This is a genomic window from Nocardia wallacei (genome assembly GCF_029869545.1).
GTDB classification, from domain to species: Bacteria; Actinomycetota; Actinomycetes; order Mycobacteriales; family Mycobacteriaceae; genus Nocardia; species Nocardia wallacei_A.
In genome coordinates this window covers 1-17,793 of record NZ_JARWQD010000024.1, presented here as the reverse complement: position 1 = coordinate 17,793, position 17,793 = coordinate 1, and the positions used below count along the sequence as shown (strand labels likewise).

Sequence of the window (17,793 nt, the reverse complement as noted above, 5' to 3'; positions counted from 1 at the left end):
GGCCCGTCATCGGAGTCCCGTCATTCGGGATATCGCGGCCCGTCATCGGAGTCCCGTCATTCGGGATATCGCGGCCCGTCATCGGAGTCCCGTCATTCGGGACATCGCGGCCCCTCATCGCAGCAGCCCCGTCATCTGGATGGTGGGGGTGACGGCGAGGGCGGCCTGTTCGGCGGCGCGGGCGGCCTCCTCGCGGTTCACCCCGAGGGGCATCTCCTGAATCTTCTCGTGCAGTTTCAGGATGGCGTGCAGCAGCATCTCCGGCCGCGGCGGGCAGCCGGGCAGGTAGATGTCCACGGGCACAACGTGATCCACGCCCTGCACGATGGCGTAGTTGTTGAACATGCCGCCGGAGGAGGCGCAGACGCCCATGGCGAGCACCCATTTGGGCTCGGTCATCTGGTCGTAGACCTGGCGCAGGACCGGGGCCATCTTCTGGCTCACGCGCCCGGCGACGATCATCAGATCGGCCTGCCGCGGCGAGGCCCGGAACACCTCCATGCCGAAGCGGGCGCTGTCGAAGCGCCCGCCGCCGGTGGCCATCATTTCGATCGCGCAGCACGCCAGCCCGAACGTCGCGGGCCACAGCGAGCCCTTGCGCATGTAACCGGCGAACTGTTCGACCGTGCTCAGCAGGAAACCGCTGGGCAGCTTCTCCTCGAGACCCATAATTCGGACCGACTCACTTCCGTGCTTCCCGGCTGCGCCGGGTCGTTTGCCGTCGTCCCGGCGAACGCCGGGATCAGTCCCAGCTCAATCCGCCGCGCCGCCACTCGTAGGCGTAGGCGACCGAGACGTTGAAGATGAACAGCGCCATCGCGGCGAGACCGAATACCCCCAGGGCGTCGAAGTGCACCGCCCACGGGTAGAGGAACACGATCTCGATGTCGAAGATGATGAACAACATCGCGGTGAGGTAGTACTTCACCGGAAAGCGCTGTCCCGCAGAGTTTCCCGGGCCGCCGCCGACCGCGTGCGGGGTCGGCTCGATGCCGCATTCGTACGCCTCGAGTTTGGCCCGGTTGTAGCGCTTCGGGCCGATGAGGGCCGCCAGCGCGAGCGAAACCAGCGCGAACGCGGCCGCGACCGCGCCGAGGACGAGCGTCGGCACCTCGGTATTCACAACAGCACAACCCCTCTCCCTTATCGGCGGCGTGCCGGGCTGTGCACGTCGCCACCACCGCGCCGGTCGCGCCCCTGGGCGTACTCAGTGAGGGTGCGGACGACGAGGGAGATCCGGACGGACGGGGCTCATATCATCGCCCGCACGCGTGTGAGCTACGGCACAGCCTACAACCGATCTTTCTGAATGCATGCCGATTGCGGGCGGTGTTTGATCGAATTCGGAACTATCACTTATGACCGAATCGACGTAATCCCGAGTTCCGTCACATGACAGCACGCAGCGCGGGTGCCGGTGTCGCGACGGTGTCGGCGACGGCACGGGCGAAGGCGTGGACGCGGCCGCTGTCGCGATCGCGATGCCAGATCAGGCCCACCCGCGACTCCGCGATGCCGTGCACCGGAACGAATCCGACATCCGGGCGGCGGTAATACTCGGCGGTGGTGTCGCACAGCAGCAGCCCGCCGCGGCCGCCGGCCACCGCGGCGATCGCCTCCTGCGTCGTGCTGACGGTGGGCCCGGCCGGGATCTCGCGGCCGCCCGGCGTGCGCCGCGGGGCGTGCACCGTGCGCCAGTATTCCGGTGCGGTGTCGGCGATTCCGATGAGCGGATACTCGGCGAGTTCCTCTACGGCGAGCGATTCCCGCGCGGCGAGGCGGTGCCCGGCGGGCAGGACCAGCACCTGCTTGCGGCCCGGGAAGACGGGTCCGAGAACGAGATCGGGCTCGGCGATCGGCAACAGCACCAGCGCGGCATCGGTCTCCTGGCGGCGCACCGGGCCGAAGGGGTCGGCGTAGGGGATCTCCACCAGCTCGACCGTGCACTCCGGATGCCGTTCCCGGAACGCGGCGACGGCGGCGAGACTGCGTTCGTCCGCGCTGCCCTGGAATCCGATGCGCAGCACGCCGCGCACCCCCTGCGCGCTCGCGCACGCGCTGTCCAGCGTCGCCCGCAGCCGGTCGTAGGCGGCCCGGAGCTCGGGAAACAGCTGCTCCCCCAGGGGAGTCAGCCGCACGCGACGGCTGGTGCGCTCGACCAGCTGACCGCCGATGCGGCGCTCCAGCGAGCGCAGCAGCTGCGAGACGCGGCTCTGGGACAGGTAGAGCCGCGCCCCGGCGCGGCCGAAATGCAGTTCCTCGGCGAGCGCGAGGAAGGCCTCCAGTTCGCGCAGATCCATACCGCCCGCTCACCCTTCCGTCCGGCGATTAGTCCCACTCATAGAAGGATGAGGACTTCGCCGTTGTTCCCGCCGGTGGCCGCCGGTTGTCTGGAGTCATGACAGAACTCGGGACAATCGGTGTCGAATCCGCTCCACCACAGCATGTTCCGCGCCGCGGCCGGGCCGCGGTCGGCATGCTGGCGCTGGGCACATTCACGGCCGTGACCTCGGAGATGCTGCCCGTGGGGCTGCTCACGCCGATGGGCACGGCGCTGCACATCTCCGAGGGCCTGGCCGGGCTGGCACTCACCATCACCGGACTGCTGGCGGTCACCGCGCCGCTGCTGATGTCGATGCTGGGCCGCGTCGACCGGCGGCGGCTGCTGCCCGTGCTGATGGCCGTGGTGGCGGCGGGCAACCTGCTGTGCGCGCTCGCGCCGAACTTCGCGGTGCTGGTGGTGGGGCGGGTGCTCGTCGGCGCGGGGATGGGTGGCGTCTGGGCGATCTCCGGCAGCCTGGCCGTGCGGCTGGTGCCGGCGCGCGCGGTGGGCCCGGCCACGTCGGTGATCTTCAGCGGGATCGCGATCGCGTCCGTGCTGGGCGTACCGGCGGGAACGTATCTGGGGTCGGTGGCCGGGTGGCGCTCCGCCTTCGCGGCGGCCGCGGGCCTGGCGGTGGTGGTGGCCGTGGCACTGGCCGCGATCCTGCCCCCGCTGCCGCCGGAGCGCGGGGTGTCGATCGCGGAACTGCCTCGGCTGCTGTCCGTTCCGGCGCTGCGCACCGCGATGATCGTGGTGGCGCTGCTCGTCGGCGGACACTTCGCCGCCTACACCTATATCCGCCCGGTGCTCGAGGAGCAGTCCGGCGCGAGTGCGAGCACCGTGAGCGCCCTGCTGCTGGCGTACGGAATCGCCGGTGTGGCGGGAACTTTCGGCCTCGGCATGATTGCCTCGCGTGCACTCCGGCGCGCGGTGCTGGTGATCTGCGCGGGACTGGCGGCGTCGGTCGCGGTGCTGGCGCTGGCGGGCGGGTCGCCGATCGCCGCGGTCCTGCTGCTGGTGGTGTGGGGCGTGTCCTACGGCGGCGTCTCGGTGAGCACCCAGACCTGGACCTTGGCGGCGGCGCCGGGAGCCCGCGAGGCCGCCTCGGCGATCCTCGTCGCGGTCTTCAACGCGGCCATCGCCCTGGGCGCGCTGCTGGGCGGCCGCGCGGTCGACGGCTTCGGCCCCACCGCCGCGCTATGGCTGGGCACGGCCCTCGTCGCGGTGGCGGCAGTGGCCGCGCTGGTGGGGACCGCACCGCGGAACGGGAGTCCGCAGGAGGTGAAGTGATGAGGGTGGCGGCCGTCCTCTTCCGGCGCGTGAGGTCGCGCTCCTCTTCCGGCGTGAGGTCTCCTCGTCCGGCGTGACGTCGCCCTCTCTTATTCCGGCGTGACGTCGCCCTCTCCTATTCCGGCGTGCTCTTGGCCGGAATCAGGCGGCGGAGCGGTCGCGGAGGAGGCTTGCCACTGCGTCGGTGAGCTGGAACGGGTCGATCGGGTGGGGGACCGAGGCCTCGGCGCGGGACCAGTTCGCCAGCCAGGCGTCGTCGGCGCGGCCGGTCAGGACCAGGATCGGCGGGCAGGTGTCGAGCTCGTCCTTGAGCTGCTTGGCCACGCCCATGCCGCCCGTCGGCGCCGCCTCGCCGTCGAGGATCGCCAGGTCGATACCGCCGGCGTCGAGCTGTTCGATGACGACCGGCGCGGTGGCGACCTCGAGATACTCGAACGGCGGCAGATCGGGGCGGGGGTGTTTGCCCAGCGCCAGCATCACCTGGCGGCGGGTGTCGGAATCGCTCGAATACACGAGAACCCGCACCACGGCGGGACGGTTCGCATCGGCCACGTTCCGCATGCTACGTCGGCGCGGTGCACCGTCGTGGCAGGTTCGGCGACTGCGGTGGGTCGCGCCGGGGGGACTTCACCGCGAAGTTGATCGTCCCGGGCGGAATCTTTGCTGGTCACGGCGGACGAAACGAGAGATCCTGGTAACTATCCGAGGGCTAGGACGGGCGGTGGATATTTATGCGAATTTCCGAGATTCTGCGCAAGAAGGGTGCCGAGGTGGTCACGATCGCGCCCGGGGTACCGGTGCGCGAGCTGTTGCGGGTGCTGGCCGAGCGCAATGTCGGTGCGGTGGTGGTGTCCTCGGACGGCATCGGCCTCGACGGCATCGTGTCCGAGCGTGACATCGTCCGCAATCTGCACCTGTCGGGCGCCGAACTGCTCGACCGGCCGGTCTCCGCGATCATGACCGCCGTCGTGCACACCTGCTCGCCCGACGACCGGGTGGAAAGCCTGCGCACGACCATGACCGAACACCGCATCCGGCACCTGCCGGTGCTGCGCGGCGGACGCATGGTGGGCATCGTCAGCATCGGCGACGTCGTCAAGAGCGCCATCTCCGAGCTGCAGACCGAGCGCGAACACCTCGTACAGTACCTGCACGGCTGAGCCCACCGGCACTACAGCGTGCGGCGGTAGAACTCCCAGTCGCGCGAGCGGTACCGAGCCCGCTGCGGCGGCAGGCCGTAGAGGCGCTCCAGGCTGGTGGCGGGCTCGTCGCGGCCGGATTCCGGCGGGCTCGCAGGGGGGCGGGCGCCGTCGGACCGGGTGCGCGACAAGGCATCCCGGACGGCGGTACCCGCGGCGCCGCAGAGCCGGACGAGCCGGACGCGCTCCTCGCCGGTGTGCGCGCCGACCTGCAGCTCGCGGACCAGGCGATCGAACCGGGCGGCCAGCCTGTCGGCCTCCTCGGCGGTGTCGCAGCACTGCGCGGCCGCGATCACGTCATGTAAACGCACTGCAAGACTTGGCATTTCGATGTCCCCTCCCGGGCCTCGGGCCCGAATCCAGGATAGGACAGGAAGGAGAAATGGCCCAGTGCCGCAGGCAGTGCGGGCGAGAAACTAGGCCAGGCCCCAGGCGTGCAGGATGTAGGTGACATTGGCGGCGATCGAAGTCACCACATTGGCCAGGTTGATCGCGGCGGAACCGAGGTCGATGATCGGCATGGAACCCTCCAGAATTCGACAGCTTGCGCATTCACGGTAGAAGCGAGGCAATCTGCGGGCAAACCGCGATAAGGCCCGGAAATGCGACCGAATGGCGGTGGCTGCGCGATCGGATGCGTTCTCCCGCAAACGGTTCCGGCACATTATTTCCGAATGCGAGCGAATTGGTTCCGGATGGCAGTCATGGCAGATCTCACGGTTTCGCGCCATTGTGGCCGCAATCACCGAAGCCGGATATTCTGGCGCTCTCGCGTGGCGGCGCGGGTGGTGGTGAGGGGACAGGCGTGCCACGGTTCGACTATCTGACCGAGCGATTCCTGGCCGCGGCACGCAGCCGCGGCGGCGGAGTGGCGGGCGCGTGCGCGGCGAGCGTGCGCGTGCTGCCGGTGCAGCGGGCCGCGATCGTCATCGACGAACACCATGCGGGGGTGCAGCCGTGGTGCACCAGCGACGAGGTGGCCGCCGGGGTGGAGGCGGTGCAGGCCACCGTCGGCGAGGGCCCCGCGGTGGAGGCGGTGGCCACCGGCGTGCCCGTTCCGGTGGCCGACCTGACCGCCGGATGCGAACGGTGGCCGGGTTTCGCCGACGCCCTGTCGCGCACCAGCGCGTCCGGCGCGATGATCGCGATGCCGTTGCGGCTGGGCGCGGTGCGGTTCGGGGCGCTCGATCTCTACCGCGACAGCCCGGGCCGCATCGATGCGGGCACGGTGTCGGCGGGCCTGCACATCGCGGATCTGATCACCACGCAGCTGGTGCTGGCGCGGTCGGCGCGCGAGGCCGCCGCGGCCGACGCGCAATGGCTCGAGCAGCCGCTGGCCAGCCGGGCCATCCATCAGGCGGCGGGCATGGTGGTCGCGCAGCTGGGCATCGGCGTGCCCGATGCCTACGCCCGGTTGCGGGCCTACGCGTTCGGGCACGCGCTGTCGCTGGCGGAGGTGGCCGAGGCGGTGGTGGCGCGCCGCATCCGGTTCGACGGCGTGTGACCGTGCGGGATCCGCTCAGGCGAGGATCTCCTCGGTATCGGTGCTCCCGTCGACCACGGCCGCGGCCAGATCCGCGAGCCGCGCGCCGGTCTTGTGGGCGTGGGTGCGCAGCCGTCGGAACGCCTCGGCCATCTCGATTCCGCCGCGCTCGGCCAGCACCCCCTTCGCCTGCTCGATGACGATGCGGGCGTGCAGTGCGGCGGGCAGCCGCGACGCGACGGGATGCAGCTGGGTGTAGGCGGTGTGTTGGACGATGCCGATCCCGGCCACGTCGGCGAGCGCCTGTCCCGCGCGCAGCCCGTCGTTGTCGAGCGCGGCCGGGTCCTCGGCGAGGATGGTCAGGGCGCCGACGCTGCGGTCGCGGCAGCGCAGGGGCAGCGCGAAGGCCGACAGGTAGCCGAAATCCACTGCGCGCTGGCAGAATTCGGGGAAGCGGTGGTTGGTGTCGCGCAGATCGGGCACGGCGGTGGCCAGCCCGGTGCGGAAGGTGTGGCGCCCCGGGCCGTCGAGCGCCTCCACCTCCAGCAGTTCCAGCAGTCGCGGTTCCTCGCTGGTGGAGGCCAGCAGGTGCAGCTCGCGCCGATGATCGGCGAGGAACAGGCCCGCGTCGAGGCCGCCGGTCACCGCGGGGCAGCGGTCCACGAGCTGCTGGGACAGTTCGATCACATCGAAATCGCCGGCGAGCAGCTCGACCGCGGCCAGCAGGGTGGCGAGCAGCCCATGGTCATCGTCGAATGCCGACCCCATGGCGCCTCCCCGGGCTGGACGCAGCGGCCATCTCCCCGCACCGGCCGACCACAACCCCGATGTAGGGAGTCGAGCTAGACGAGGCTCATCGGCCGCTGTGCGATCGGCGCAGCGGAGCCTCGTTCTCCATGGTTACATCCGGGCACGGTCGATGTCGACAGCCGTTGACGCCGCAAGTGCATGAATTAACCACGGAAACTGGGTAATTCGCCCACCGAAGGAGCCGTACCATCGAGTGGTCCGGCTGACGCACAACGACCGACCTGGCGCGGCGCCACCGGTGTCCGTGCTACGGGGGTGATGCAGGGATGTCCGACGGTGAGTCGGTGGTATCGGCGCTGGCTCGGCTGGTGGTGGTATTGCCCGATGTGCCGGACCGTTCCGGTGCGCTGCTGCGGCTGATGGGCACCGCCACCGACGTGCTGGATCTGGCGGGTGCCGCTGTGATATTGCTGGCGGACGGGCGCTGCGAGGTGGCCGGAGCCATCCCCGAGGAGTTGTCGGAAGTGGCTGTGACGCAACAGGATTGCGCGCGCGGACCGGGCGTGGACGCCATGCGCGACGGCGAGCCCGTCGCGGTGGCGGACGTGCGCCGCGACTGGGGCCGCTGGCCCGAATACGCGAGCGCGGCGGTGCGGCACGGCATGTCGGCGATGGTGGAGATCCCGATGCAGCTGGGGGAGACCCGGCTGGGTGCGCTGGGGTTGTACTCGCCGGTCCGGCGGGAATGGACGGCGGAGGACCTCTCGATCGGGACATTGCTGGCGGGCTTGGCCGCCGGACATCTCCTGACCGCCGACCGATTGCACCGCCAGCAGCGCCTGACCGACCAACTGCAGCACGCGCTCACCTCGCGGATCGTGGTGGAGCAGGCCAAGGGGGTGATCGCCGGGGCGCGCCGCATCGGTCCCGACGCCGCCTACGAGGTGATCCGCACGCACGCCCGGCAGCACCGGGTCGGGGTGCACGAGGTGGCGCGGGCGATCGTGGAGCTCGGGCTGCGGTTGTGAGGGTCGGCGGTTGCGCGGGGTGCAATCGGCGTCCGGCGCCGCGCCAGGCCGGTAGACTTGGCGCGGGTTCCGAAATCCCCTGCCCCCGGATCGGATCTCACCGCGGAATGCGTCCCTGAACTCGACGGCTGGTTCCGATACCCGTCTCACCGTGGGGGCAATTGTGTCCGTACTCGTACCAGCCCGCCCTGCCCGGCCGTCCGGCACCGCCGGTTCGCCGGGCGCCGTCCCGGACCGCCGCCGTTCCGATGTCTCCGATCCGGACGCGGATCTGGTGCGCCGGGTCGGCACCGGCGACCGGGAGGCCCTGGATCAGCTGTATCGGCGCACCCGGCCGATGGTCTTCCGGCGCGTGCTCGCGGTGCTCCGTGATCCGGGGTACGCCGAGGAGACGTGCCAGGACGTCTATATCCAAGTGTGGCGCAGCGCCGCCGGATTCGATGAGCGGCGGGGTTCGGCGGCGACCTGGCTGCGCACGCTGGCCCACCGCCAGGCGGTGGACCGGGTGCGGCACGAGCGGGCCAGCTCCGACCACAACCATGCCTGGGGCGTCAGCGACTACCGCCCGCCGGTCGACGCGGTGGTGGAGGAGACGCTGCGCCGGCACGAAATGCGTTGCGTGCGCAGCGGTCTCACCACCCTGACGCCGCTGCAGCGGGAATCGCTGGTGCTGGCCTACTACGTCGGCTACACCTATCCGCAGGTGGCCGCGCACCTCGGGGTGCAGGTCTCGACGGTGAAATCCCGCATCCGGGCCGCGCTCGCACGGCTGGAAACGGCCCTGGCCGACACGGGTTCGTGAGCGTGGCCGAATTTCGAAAAGTAACGGCGCGGTAGCGGGCAAATCCGCGGATATCGGATTTTCATCAGCTCGTAACAGCGAAAACCCCTCCCGGCCGGAAGTTTCTGTCGCACAATTTCGTCGGGTGGATCGCAGGATTCCGTTGACTCGCGGTCGATGGCACCGCATATCGGGTGGGGTCCGGGACGCGCTACGGCCCTCGGACCTCACCGCCCGGAGCTCCGGCGACCGCGGCCGCCCGCAACGCCCGAGCAGCCGTTGCGGCCGGTGCGGAACCGGCTCGATATTCCTTGCCCGCACCGGCATTTGCTGTATAGTTTCTCGCCGGACGAGGCAGGAGACGCCGTAGCCTCTAGGTCCTGAGTCCGCATGGGGCCCAGTCGGTTCGGTCTGCGAGCAGTGGTGCTTGGTGGATATCATGAGACGGTTCGAGCGCACCGAACGGCCGTCGTCGAGCTTTCCTCGCATACCGAACGGTTGGTCCGAGTGCAGCCCATCGCGTTGCCGCCCTGGCAATCCCGGTCTCCACACCCTCGGGCGGGCCACCGATCCCGGTGCCGCCGGTGGCCGCAATTTCGCAGTGCGACAACGACTTTCGCGTCCGACCGAAATCGCGCCCCCGCCGTCGCCGCGGCCCCGGCGGCCCTCGCCGCCGTGTCGATCGGCAACGCCGCGGCGTCCGCGTCGGGATCTTGCCGAGTGGCGGGCGACGCCCGGCCTCGCCATGGTTAATATACTGCCGCAACCGATCTCAAGGAGACTACGTGGATCCGCAGAGCACGCATCCGGGTGCTGCCGCCAGCTCAATGTCGTCGATCGAGGGTCCCCGGATCCCGATCTACAGCCCAGAGTTTGCGGCCGATCCTCACGGGGCCTACCGCCGGATGCGGAGAGACTACGGACCGCTGGTGCCGGTCGAGATGTGGCCGGGGGTTCCCGCAACCCTGGTTATCAAATATCGCACCGCGGTGCGCATCCTGAACGACTCCGACCATTTTCCGGCGGATCCGACCGCCTGGCACCGGACCGCGCCGACCGATATCCCGATCATGCCGATGATCGAGCCGCGGCCCAACGCCATTCGCACCAGCGGTGAGAAGCACGCTCGCTACCGCCACGCATTGAACGACGCCCTGGCGGGGATCGACCTGCACTCGGTGCGCGCCATGGTGGACAAGTCCGCCATCCCGATCATCAACTCGTTCTGCCAGGACGGGCAGGCCGACGTGCTGAACCAGTACGTCCTGCCAATGGTCTTCTCGGTGTTCTGCGAAACCCTCGGCTGCCCACCGGATATCGGCGAGCAGGTCGCGAGCGCCAGCGCCGCGATGTTCGACGGTGTCGATACCGAGACGGTGAACGCGATCATGGGCAAGGCGCTGCTCGAGCTCACCGCACTCAAGCGCGCGCACCCGGCCGACGACATCACCACCAGGCTGGTGCAGCACGGCACCGGACTGTCCGACGAGGAGATGGTGCACCAGCTGGTCCTGCTGTTCGCCGCGGGCGTCGAACCGCCGACCAACCTCGTCGCGAACACCCTGCTGCTGATGCTGACCGATACCCGCTTCGTCAGCTACAGCGACCGCCCGCCGCTGTCGACCAAGACCGCCATCGACGAGCGTCTGGCCACCGACCCGCCCATGGCGAACTACTGCATCACCTACCCGCGCCAGCCGATCCTGATCGAGGATGTCTGGCTGCCGCCGAATCAGCCGGTCATCATCAGCATGGCGGCCTGCAATACGGATCCGGAGCTGAACACCGGTGAATTCCTGGACAACGGCTGGAATCTGACGTTCAGCACCGGCGATCACGCCTGCCCGGCGCACGCCCGGCCCTACGGGGTGCTGCTCGCGCAGGACATCATCGATCAACTCCTGGACAAGCTCCCGGAAATGCAACTGGCGGTGGCCAAGGAGGATCTCGTGTGGCGGCCGGGGCCCTTCCACCGGGCCTTGACCGCCTTGCCGGTGGTGTTCCCGCCCACCGCGCCGTTCGAGTCTCCGACCATGTAGTTCGACTGTGCGGTAACCGTTTTCGCCGTGCCCGCCGCTGCCGTCCGCCCCCGTGCGCGATCGCCCCGATGCGGGGTGTTCAGGCGGGTTGCCGGGCTCTGTTTCCCCGCGCGGCGCCGCCGTGCCGTCCGCGTGCGCAGGGCCGGGGCGGTAGACCTGCGCCCATGACCGCTCGGACGGCGGCGTGGCCGTCGGCTGCGCACGCATCATTGCGAACGCCAAATGCCAAGGGAGCGCCTACAATCTGTGCTGTGCAAACACCGGCATCACAGATGAGGAGTTGATCCGGGGCACCCTCGCCCCTGCCGATCGAGGACTGTCTTCGGGCCCTCGAGGCCGAGGTAGGAGCCTCGACCAAGACCGAAACTGTCATCGTTCACCATGATTCGTAGGACGGTTTGTGGCACACTACAATTCGTGGCTCGTTCGGTCGAAGGCGATTCTGCGGCAACTGTGACGCCGCGGGTCGACGCGACCGTAGCCGTGGGTCTCCACGTCGCCGCAGCGCGGTGCGCGCTGTTCGGTGTCCGGATAGCGGACCGAAAATTCATGTGAAGGTGTGTGGTGCATCGAGCTTTTGGTAGGTAATCACCCGGCTTCCTTCGTCCCGGTTCTCGACGGTACTCGCGTCAGCATGCGGTAACGGCGGGCCTCTGTGCCGAAGTCCGGCCGCGATTGCCTCGGGTATGCCCAACGGTGGACAAATAGCCGCTGGGACGGAAATGAAGTAGGAGGCGGTAATGATTACGCATGGGTCCACAGAACGCACCGCGCTGGCCGAATTGCTTCGGCACGGCAACCTGGAGTTCCACCACCAGCTGCAACAGGTTCTGACCAACCCGGACTTCGCCGTCACCGAACAGCAGAGTCAGGAACAGCGGCGCGCGAACGCCTACGACCAGTTGCGGTATCTGGTGAAGGAGATCGGGAGCACGCGTGCCGTTGCCACCGATCTGCCCGCACTCTTCGCGGTGTTCGACTGGTCCGCGGTACTCGCGACGGACCTGATCCCGTTGATCTCCGGCCACTACAACCTGGCCTCGGGGAGCCTGGCCACGCTGACCGACTCCGATTCCGCCGCACCGTATCTGCACGATCTGGATGACGCGTCCAGCGTCGGCGTCATGTTGCTGACCGAATACGGATGCGGCTCCAACATCGGATTCATGCAGACCACCGCGACGTGGGACGGCGACGGGTTCGTCATCAACACCCCGCACCCGCGCGCGCGGAAATTCATGCCGTCCGTGGGTATTCCGGTGGCCCGGGTCTGCGTCATCGGAGCCCGGTTCATCGACTCGGCGGGTGTGGACCAGGGCGTGCACCTGTTCACCGCGCGGCTGCGTGACGCCAACGGCGATCCCTGCCCGGGCGTGACGATCACCCAGCTCGACCATCAGCCGCTGGTGATCATGGACAACTCGGTCATCAGCTTCGACAACCTGCGCGTCGAGCGCGACGCCTGGCTGAGCAACAACCTGGCGACGATCGATGACGCCGGCGTGCTCACCTGGCGCGACGAGCACAGCCGCAAGCGGGGTTTCGCCTCGGCGATCAGCCAGTTGACCGTGGGGCGATTGGCGCTCTCGTCGTGCCTGAACGCCACCGCCCGCGCCTCGCTGTACATCGCGCTGCGCTATGCGGCCAAGCGCGTGGTGCCACTGACGCCCGTGGACGCCCCGTTCATGGTCGACGTGCCCCATGTGCGCGACACCCTGCTCACCGATCTGGCGGGCACGATCGCCCGGACGGTCTACGGTAACGCGATCAAATCCTTCCTCGCCGACAGCGATCTCACCGATCGCGACACGGTGGTCGCGGTGATGCTGGCCAAGCACTTCATCCAGCTGCACGCACTGGATACGGTCACCCACTGCCGCATCAAGATGGGCGCGCAGGGCATGTTCAGCGCCAATCGGGTCGCGGGCTATCTCGGCGTCTGCCATGCGGCCATCACCGGGGAGGGCGACTGCCACGTCCTCGGTTCGGTCGCCGGTCGCGTGCTGGCCAAACAGCTCGCCGCGACGCCTCCGCCGGAAGCGCGCCTGCACGATCCCTCCGATCCGGCCGACCGCGCGCGGTTACTCCACGCCCGGACCCTGACGATCGTGCAGGAGGCGCAGCAGTACCTGGCGACTCCCGCGCTCGCCGATCGATTGGCGGTCATCCCGGAGGCGTTGAGCCTCGCCGAGGCCTATTGCTCGGAGGAGGCCCTGCGGTTGCTCGACGGACATGCCGATCAGGCCGAGATCGCCGCCGTGCGTGATGTTTTCGCGCTGCACTATCTCGATCAGCACGCGGCGTGGTATCTCACGCACGGTCTCCTCGACGTCGCCGCGGTCGAGGGGACCAAGCGGGAACTCCGGCGCGCCATCGAGAATCTCGCCGGCGCACTGCCGGAACTGTTGGACTCCTTCGGCTTCGACGACGACATTCTCGACGCACCGGTGCTCTCGGCGGATCTGCCAGCCGCGTGGGATTCTCGCTGCCACGACCCACGCCGTAACTGAACCCGCTGCGGCACTGGCGGTACGGCTGGGGCGTCCCTGCCGGGGCGCCCCAGCGGGCGTACTGCTCCGCCATCCCCGAATTCCGTACTATCACCGCAACGCCGGGTAGGCGGCGCGTACGGCAGGCGGAACCGGTCCTGCGCAGACGATCTCGCGCGGAGACCGATCAGGGGGTGACGATGGCGGAGGGATCCGGCACGAGGTACGAGGTCTTCGAGGTCGACCTCGCGGACGATCTGGCGGCGGTCGACCGCGTCGACATGTGGCGGGCGCATGTCGGTGAGAACCAGGGCACGGCGCGAGCGGAAATCCCCGCACCGCAGGCATTTTCGGGACACACATGGCCGCAACGGGCGCTGGCCCGGCACGACAACGATCCGGGCCAGCTCCAACTCGTCGAATTCTCTTCCACCGCCGTCGTGCACGACCGCGACGACAAGGCACGCGAACTCCGACTGCGACGACAGCGCCCGGCCTGCGGTGGGGACAGGCCATGGTCATGTCCCACGATGACGGCTTTCGCGGCTACATCTTCAATATTCCCTCCTACGCGCTGCCGTCGAGCGCAGATCCCCGGGGGCGGTTGGGATTACGCCCGCAGCACGCCATCCTGCGGACCGTCCGGGGCATGGCCGACAACCTCGCGGCGGACCGTCGGGCGGTGACGGCGACGGAGTTCGTCGCGATCGCTCGGTCCATGGCCGATCTCGTCGCGGGCGCGCTCGACGCTCGCCGCGCACCGGAACTGGACAGCTACGCGCGGCTGGCGGCCGATGTCCGACGGCGTATCCGGCTGTACTACTCCGATCCGACCCTGACCGTCGACAGCCTGGCGGTAAGCCTCGGATGCTCGCGCAGGCATCTGGAGACGGCGATGAAGAAGGCCCTCGGCCGGTCGCCCGGCGCCGAGTTGCGCGAGACGCGGCTGCGGCGCGCGTACGACATGCGCGCAAAACCGGTTCCGGCCGCGCGCGATGGCCGATTAGCGTGTCCCACGACGGCGACCTCATCGGCGGCCACGGTGCGCGGCACAACGGAGTGCGCGGACACCCGCCGGGCCGATGACGGCGGGGGTGCGAGGGCCGCGCGGTGGAGGGGAGGTCCTCGCATCCCCGGTGGGAGCGGCGCCCCGGTGTGCGGGGTGGCGCGGGCTCGTATTAGGGTGCGGTGCGCAGCTCGAGGGCCGGGGAGTCGGCCCCTGGACGTAGAGGAAAACGTATGCGCCGCACCGCGATATCCGTGTTCACGCTCACCGTTGCGCTGGCCTGCGCGGCGTGCGGGTCGTCGGACGACGGACAGGACGCGTCCGCGGCGGGTTCGAGCGCGTCCGCGGCACCGGCCTCGCCCGCGGCGAAGCCGTGCGATCAGCAGACCTGGCCGCAGCCGCTGCCGGACTTCCGCGGCAAGCAACTCGGCGAAACCGTGGTCGGTGCGGGCCTGTGCTTCGCCATCGGCTCGATCACCGCGACCGACGGCCGGGACGTGATGAACGACCCGTCGAGCCACACGGTCCCGTGGACGATCACCGAGCAGACCCCCGCGGCGGGCACGGCGGTGTCGCCGGACACCCCGGTCACCCTGAAAGTGTCTGCGGCGCAGTAATACCGGCGATCCGGCATCAAGCGCGCGGCAGCGTGACCACGAACCGTGCGCCGCCCTCGTCGCTGTCGTCCACCCGGATCTCACCCTCGTGCCGGTGCACCACGTCGCGGACGATGGCGAGGCCGAGCCCGGCGCCGCCCTCGTCGCGGCTGCGGGCGTCGTCCAGGCGGACGAATCGGCGGAAGATGTTCTCCCGGTCCGGCACCGGGACACCCGGGCCGTCATCGGCTACCGCCAGGACGACGGCGTCCGCGGTGCGTTCGAGGGTGACCCGGACGACCCCCGCGGCGTGGCGCTGCGCGTTGTCGACGAGGTTGGTCAGCACGCGGCCCAGCTGAGTGCGGCTGCCGAGCACGGTCACCGGCTCGGCGGGCACCTCGATCCGCACCGGGTGGCGGTCCCCGGCGCGGTGGTCGAGTTCGTCGCGCACCGCCGCCGCGAGGTCGACCGGCTCGCGGCGGGGGAGTTCGCCCGCGTCGAGGCGCGCCAGCAGCAACAGGTCCGCGGCGAGGTGTTCGATCCGGACGGTGTCGGCGATGAGACCGTCCATATCGAACAGGTGGGGATGTGCCTGGGCGACCTCGAGCTGGGTGCGCAGGCTGGCGATGGGGCTGCGCAACTCGTGCGCGGCATCAGCGACGAACCGGCGCTGCCGCTCGGACGACTGTTCCAGTGCCGCGAGCGTGGTGTTGGTCGTCTCGGCGAGCCGGGCGATCTCGTCGCGGGAATTCGGTTCGGGGACACGGCGACTCAGATCGCCGCCCATGATCTCGGCCAGCTCGGCCCGGATCGCCTCCACCGGCCGCAACGCGCGCCGCGTCACCAGCCACGCCACCCCACCGACGAGGGCCAGCAGCAGCGGCAGGCCGAGCAGCATGGCGTTGCGGGCCCCGGCGACCGCCTTGTCGGCCGTGGCGAGCGAGGCGCCGGAGTAGATGGTGACCTGCTGCCCGGCGGGCGTCGTCGTGGTGAGCGCCGCGACCCGGAAGTCGTGGCTGCCGGTGTCGTCGTCGGCGATCGGGAGCCGCATGTCGCGGAACTGGACGGGCTGCTCGGCCGGGGCCGACGCGGGGCGCACCTCATCGTCGTCGTCCTCATCGTCGTCGTCCTCGTCCTTGCCGGACGCCGCGAAATCGGCCATCGGCGGCTGGCCGCGCAGATCGTCGTCGGCGGCGAGGACCCGGCCGTCGGCCGAAATGACCTGCACCGGTTGACTGTCCGCGTCGGGCAGCTTCAGTGCCGCCGGATCTGCCCCGCGCGCGAGCTGCGCCTCGACCTCCCGGGCGGTCATCTCCGCCTGTACGCCCGCGCTGTCGACGAGATTGTGCCGCAGCACCGCCAGCACGACCGCACCGGCCGCCACCAGCCCCACCGCCACGACCAGGGTGGCGGCCGCGGTCGTGCGCGCCCGGACCGAACTGAACCACCGCACCCGGCGCCGCACCTCACTCACGGTCGGCCACCAGCCGGTATCCGGCGCCGCGCACCGTGGTGATCGATCGCCGCCCGAACGGCGCATCGATCTTGCGGCGCAGGGTACTGATGTAGACCTCGACGATATTGGGATCGCCGTCGAAGGCGAAATCCCAGACATGGTGCAGGATATCGGCTTTCGACACGATCGCCCCCGCGTGCACCGCGAGCTGCTCGAGCACGGCGAACTCCTTCGCGGTGAGCGGTACCTCCTCGGTGCCGCGGCGGCAAGTGTGCGTGTTCGGATCCAGCGTCAGGTCGCCGACGGTCAGCTTGGGCGCGCCCCCGCGGGTGCGGCGGCGCAGCAGGGCGCGGATGCGGGCGAGCAGCACGACATAGGAGAAGGGTTTGCTCAGGTAGTCGTCGGCGCCGGTGTCCAGGCCCTCGGCCTCGTCGTATTCGCCGTCCTTCGCGGTCAGCATCAGCACCGGCGTCTCGTGTCCCGCGGCCCGCAACGTGGCACACACCTGATAGCCGTTCATGCCCGGCAGCATGATGTCGAGGATGATCAGGTCGTAGTCCCCGGTGGTCGCCAGGTGCAGTCCGTCGGTCCCGTCGTGTGCGACATCGGCGGCGAAACCCTCGGCCGCCAAGCCTTTTGCGAGGGTGTCGGCCAGACGTTTCTCGTCCTCGACGATCAGCAAACGCATCGCACCAGCCTGACAGATCGTTGCTGAAGACGCCTTCAGGTGGGTTCAGGTTGCCTTCAGCCGGGCGGTGCGACGGTGGTGACCGCATTCGAGATCATTTCGCACAGGAGGTTGATCATGGCAGTCGTTGTCCGCCGGGCACTGGGCGCTCTGCGTTGGGTTCTGGTCGGGGCCGTGGCCATCGCACTCATCGGCGGCGGCATCGCGCTCGCCTCGATCGGCACCGAGGGACATGCCGGAACCACCGCGGCACCCGGCCGCACCGATCATTCGTGGACCCCTGCGGCGAACCCGTCGATCACCAAGGAGCAGGCCACCGGCAAGGCGCTCGAGGCCGTTCCCGGCGCCACCGTGCAGAGCGCCGAGTTGGATACCGATCGCGGCACCACCGTGTGGCAGGTCGATGTGATCGGCACCGACCGCGTCGAGTACGAGGTGAAGGTCGACGCCGACTCCGGCGCGGTGCTGTCCACCGACCGCGACGACGACTGACCGATTCCAGACTCCGGTACCGGGGGGGGGGGGGGGGGGGGGGGGCGGGGCGGGCGGGGCGGGTGGGCGGGTGTCCCCGGGGGCCACTGGCCCGTTGGCGGTTGGCCCCCCTGGGGGGCCGGCCCCGCCGCCGTGGGCGCCGACGAGTCCGGCGCCCACGACGAGGGCACGGC

At 69.7% G+C, this 17,793-nt stretch carries 17 protein-coding genes; 9 read left to right on the top strand and 8 right to left on the bottom strand.

The features are described 5' to 3' along the window. Positions 1-114 precede the first annotated feature (114 nt). The 3 genes from QH290_RS01120 to QH290_RS01110 all read right to left on the bottom strand — a co-directional run bounded on the left by QH290_RS01120 (position 115) and on the right by QH290_RS01110 (position 2,300). Complete coding sequence (locus tag QH290_RS01120) at positions 115-669, bottom strand: NuoB/complex I 20 kDa subunit family protein (protein WP_280381715.1); 555 nt, start codon at positions 667-669, stop codon at positions 115-117. 73 nt (positions 670-742) lie between these two features. Further along, positions 743-1,123, bottom strand: a complete 381-nt coding sequence (locus QH290_RS01115) for an NADH-quinone oxidoreductase subunit A (RefSeq protein WP_280266148.1) — start codon at positions 1,121-1,123, stop codon at positions 743-745. A gap of 265 nt (positions 1,124-1,388) precedes the next feature. Continuing rightward, the gene (locus QH290_RS01110) at positions 1,389-2,300 is read right to left on the bottom strand and encodes a LysR family transcriptional regulator (RefSeq protein WP_280266149.1); all 912 of its coding nucleotides are present in this window, start codon (positions 2,298-2,300) and stop codon (positions 1,389-1,391) included. A gap of 98 nt (positions 2,301-2,398) precedes the next feature. Between QH290_RS01110 and QH290_RS01105 the strand changes: the two genes are divergently transcribed. Beyond that, positions 2,399-3,613 carry an MFS transporter gene (locus QH290_RS01105; RefSeq protein ID WP_280381714.1) on the top strand — a complete coding sequence of 405 codons (1,215 nt, stop codon included), beginning with the start codon at positions 2,399-2,401 and terminating at the stop codon, positions 3,611-3,613. A 141-nt stretch (positions 3,614-3,754) separates the two neighbouring features. Here the strand turns inward: QH290_RS01105 and QH290_RS01100 are convergent, their stop codons facing one another. Continuing rightward, complete coding sequence (locus tag QH290_RS01100) at positions 3,755-4,174, bottom strand: Rv3143 family two-component system response regulator (protein ID WP_280266151.1); 420 nt, start codon at positions 4,172-4,174, stop codon at positions 3,755-3,757. Between the two features lie 170 nt (positions 4,175-4,344). Between QH290_RS01100 and QH290_RS01095 the strand changes: the two genes are divergently transcribed. Further along, the gene (locus QH290_RS01095; RefSeq protein ID WP_280266152.1) at positions 4,345-4,773 is read left to right on the top strand and encodes a CBS domain-containing protein; all 429 of its coding nucleotides are present in this window, start codon (positions 4,345-4,347) and stop codon (positions 4,771-4,773) included. 11 nt (positions 4,774-4,784) lie between these two features. On the opposite strand, the gene QH290_RS01090 is transcribed toward QH290_RS01095, so the two are convergent. Beyond that, entirely contained in the window at positions 4,785-5,138 is a 354-nt protein-coding gene (locus QH290_RS01090; protein WP_280381713.1) for a hypothetical protein, read from the bottom strand. Positions 5,139-5,617: 479 nt separating this feature from the next. Here QH290_RS01090 and QH290_RS01085 point away from each other — a divergent pair, with 479 nt between their 5' ends. Beyond that, on the top strand, positions 5,618-6,316 hold the full coding sequence (locus QH290_RS01085) for a GAF and ANTAR domain-containing protein (protein ID WP_280266154.1): 699 nt from the start codon (positions 5,618-5,620) through the stop codon (positions 6,314-6,316). A 15-nt stretch (positions 6,317-6,331) separates the two neighbouring features. Here the strand turns inward: QH290_RS01085 and QH290_RS01080 are convergent, their stop codons facing one another. Continuing rightward, the gene (locus tag QH290_RS01080) at positions 6,332-7,063 is read right to left on the bottom strand and encodes a GAF and ANTAR domain-containing protein (RefSeq protein WP_280266155.1); all 732 of its coding nucleotides are present in this window, start codon (positions 7,061-7,063) and stop codon (positions 6,332-6,334) included. A gap of 308 nt (positions 7,064-7,371) precedes the next feature. Here QH290_RS01080 and QH290_RS01075 point away from each other — a divergent pair, with 308 nt between their 5' ends. The 5 genes from QH290_RS01075 (at position 7,372) to QH290_RS01055 (ending at position 15,005) form a co-directional block, all read left to right on the top strand. Continuing rightward, complete coding sequence (locus QH290_RS01075; RefSeq protein ID WP_280266156.1) at positions 7,372-8,073, top strand: GAF and ANTAR domain-containing protein; 702 nt, start codon at positions 7,372-7,374, stop codon at positions 8,071-8,073. Between the two features lie 163 nt (positions 8,074-8,236). Further along, on the top strand, positions 8,237-8,875 hold the full coding sequence (locus tag QH290_RS01070) for a sigma-70 family RNA polymerase sigma factor (protein ID WP_280381712.1): 639 nt from the start codon (positions 8,237-8,239) through the stop codon (positions 8,873-8,875). Positions 8,876-9,759: 884 nt separating this feature from the next. Beyond that, a complete protein-coding gene (locus QH290_RS01065) occupies positions 9,760-10,893 on the top strand; it encodes a cytochrome P450 family protein (RefSeq protein ID WP_280266158.1) in 1,134 nt (377 codons plus the stop codon). A gap of 740 nt (positions 10,894-11,633) precedes the next feature. Further along, entirely contained in the window at positions 11,634-13,403 is a 1,770-nt protein-coding gene (locus QH290_RS01060) for an acyl-CoA dehydrogenase family protein (protein ID WP_280266159.1), read from the top strand. A gap of 1,218 nt (positions 13,404-14,621) precedes the next feature. Continuing rightward, positions 14,622-15,005 (top strand): PASTA domain-containing protein, encoded by a 384-nt coding sequence (locus QH290_RS01055; RefSeq protein WP_280381711.1) that lies wholly within the window; start codon positions 14,622-14,624, stop codon positions 15,003-15,005. A 16-nt stretch (positions 15,006-15,021) separates the two neighbouring features. On the opposite strand, the gene QH290_RS01050 is transcribed toward QH290_RS01055, so the two are convergent. Next, complete coding sequence (locus tag QH290_RS01050; RefSeq protein ID WP_280381710.1) at positions 15,022-16,458, bottom strand: sensor histidine kinase; 1,437 nt, start codon at positions 16,456-16,458, stop codon at positions 15,022-15,024. Further along, positions 16,451-17,128: a response regulator gene (locus QH290_RS01045; protein WP_280269025.1), complete on the bottom strand. Its 678-nt coding sequence runs from the start codon at positions 17,126-17,128 to the stop codon at positions 16,451-16,453. Before QH290_RS01045 ends, QH290_RS01050 begins: the two co-directional genes overlap by 8 nt. Positions 17,129-17,245: 117 nt before the next feature. On the opposite strand from QH290_RS01045, the gene QH290_RS01040 reads away from it, so the two are divergent. Further along, positions 17,246-17,620 (top strand): PepSY domain-containing protein, encoded by a 375-nt coding sequence (locus QH290_RS01040; RefSeq protein WP_280381709.1) that lies wholly within the window; start codon positions 17,246-17,248, stop codon positions 17,618-17,620. Positions 17,621-17,793: the final 173 nt, after the last annotated feature.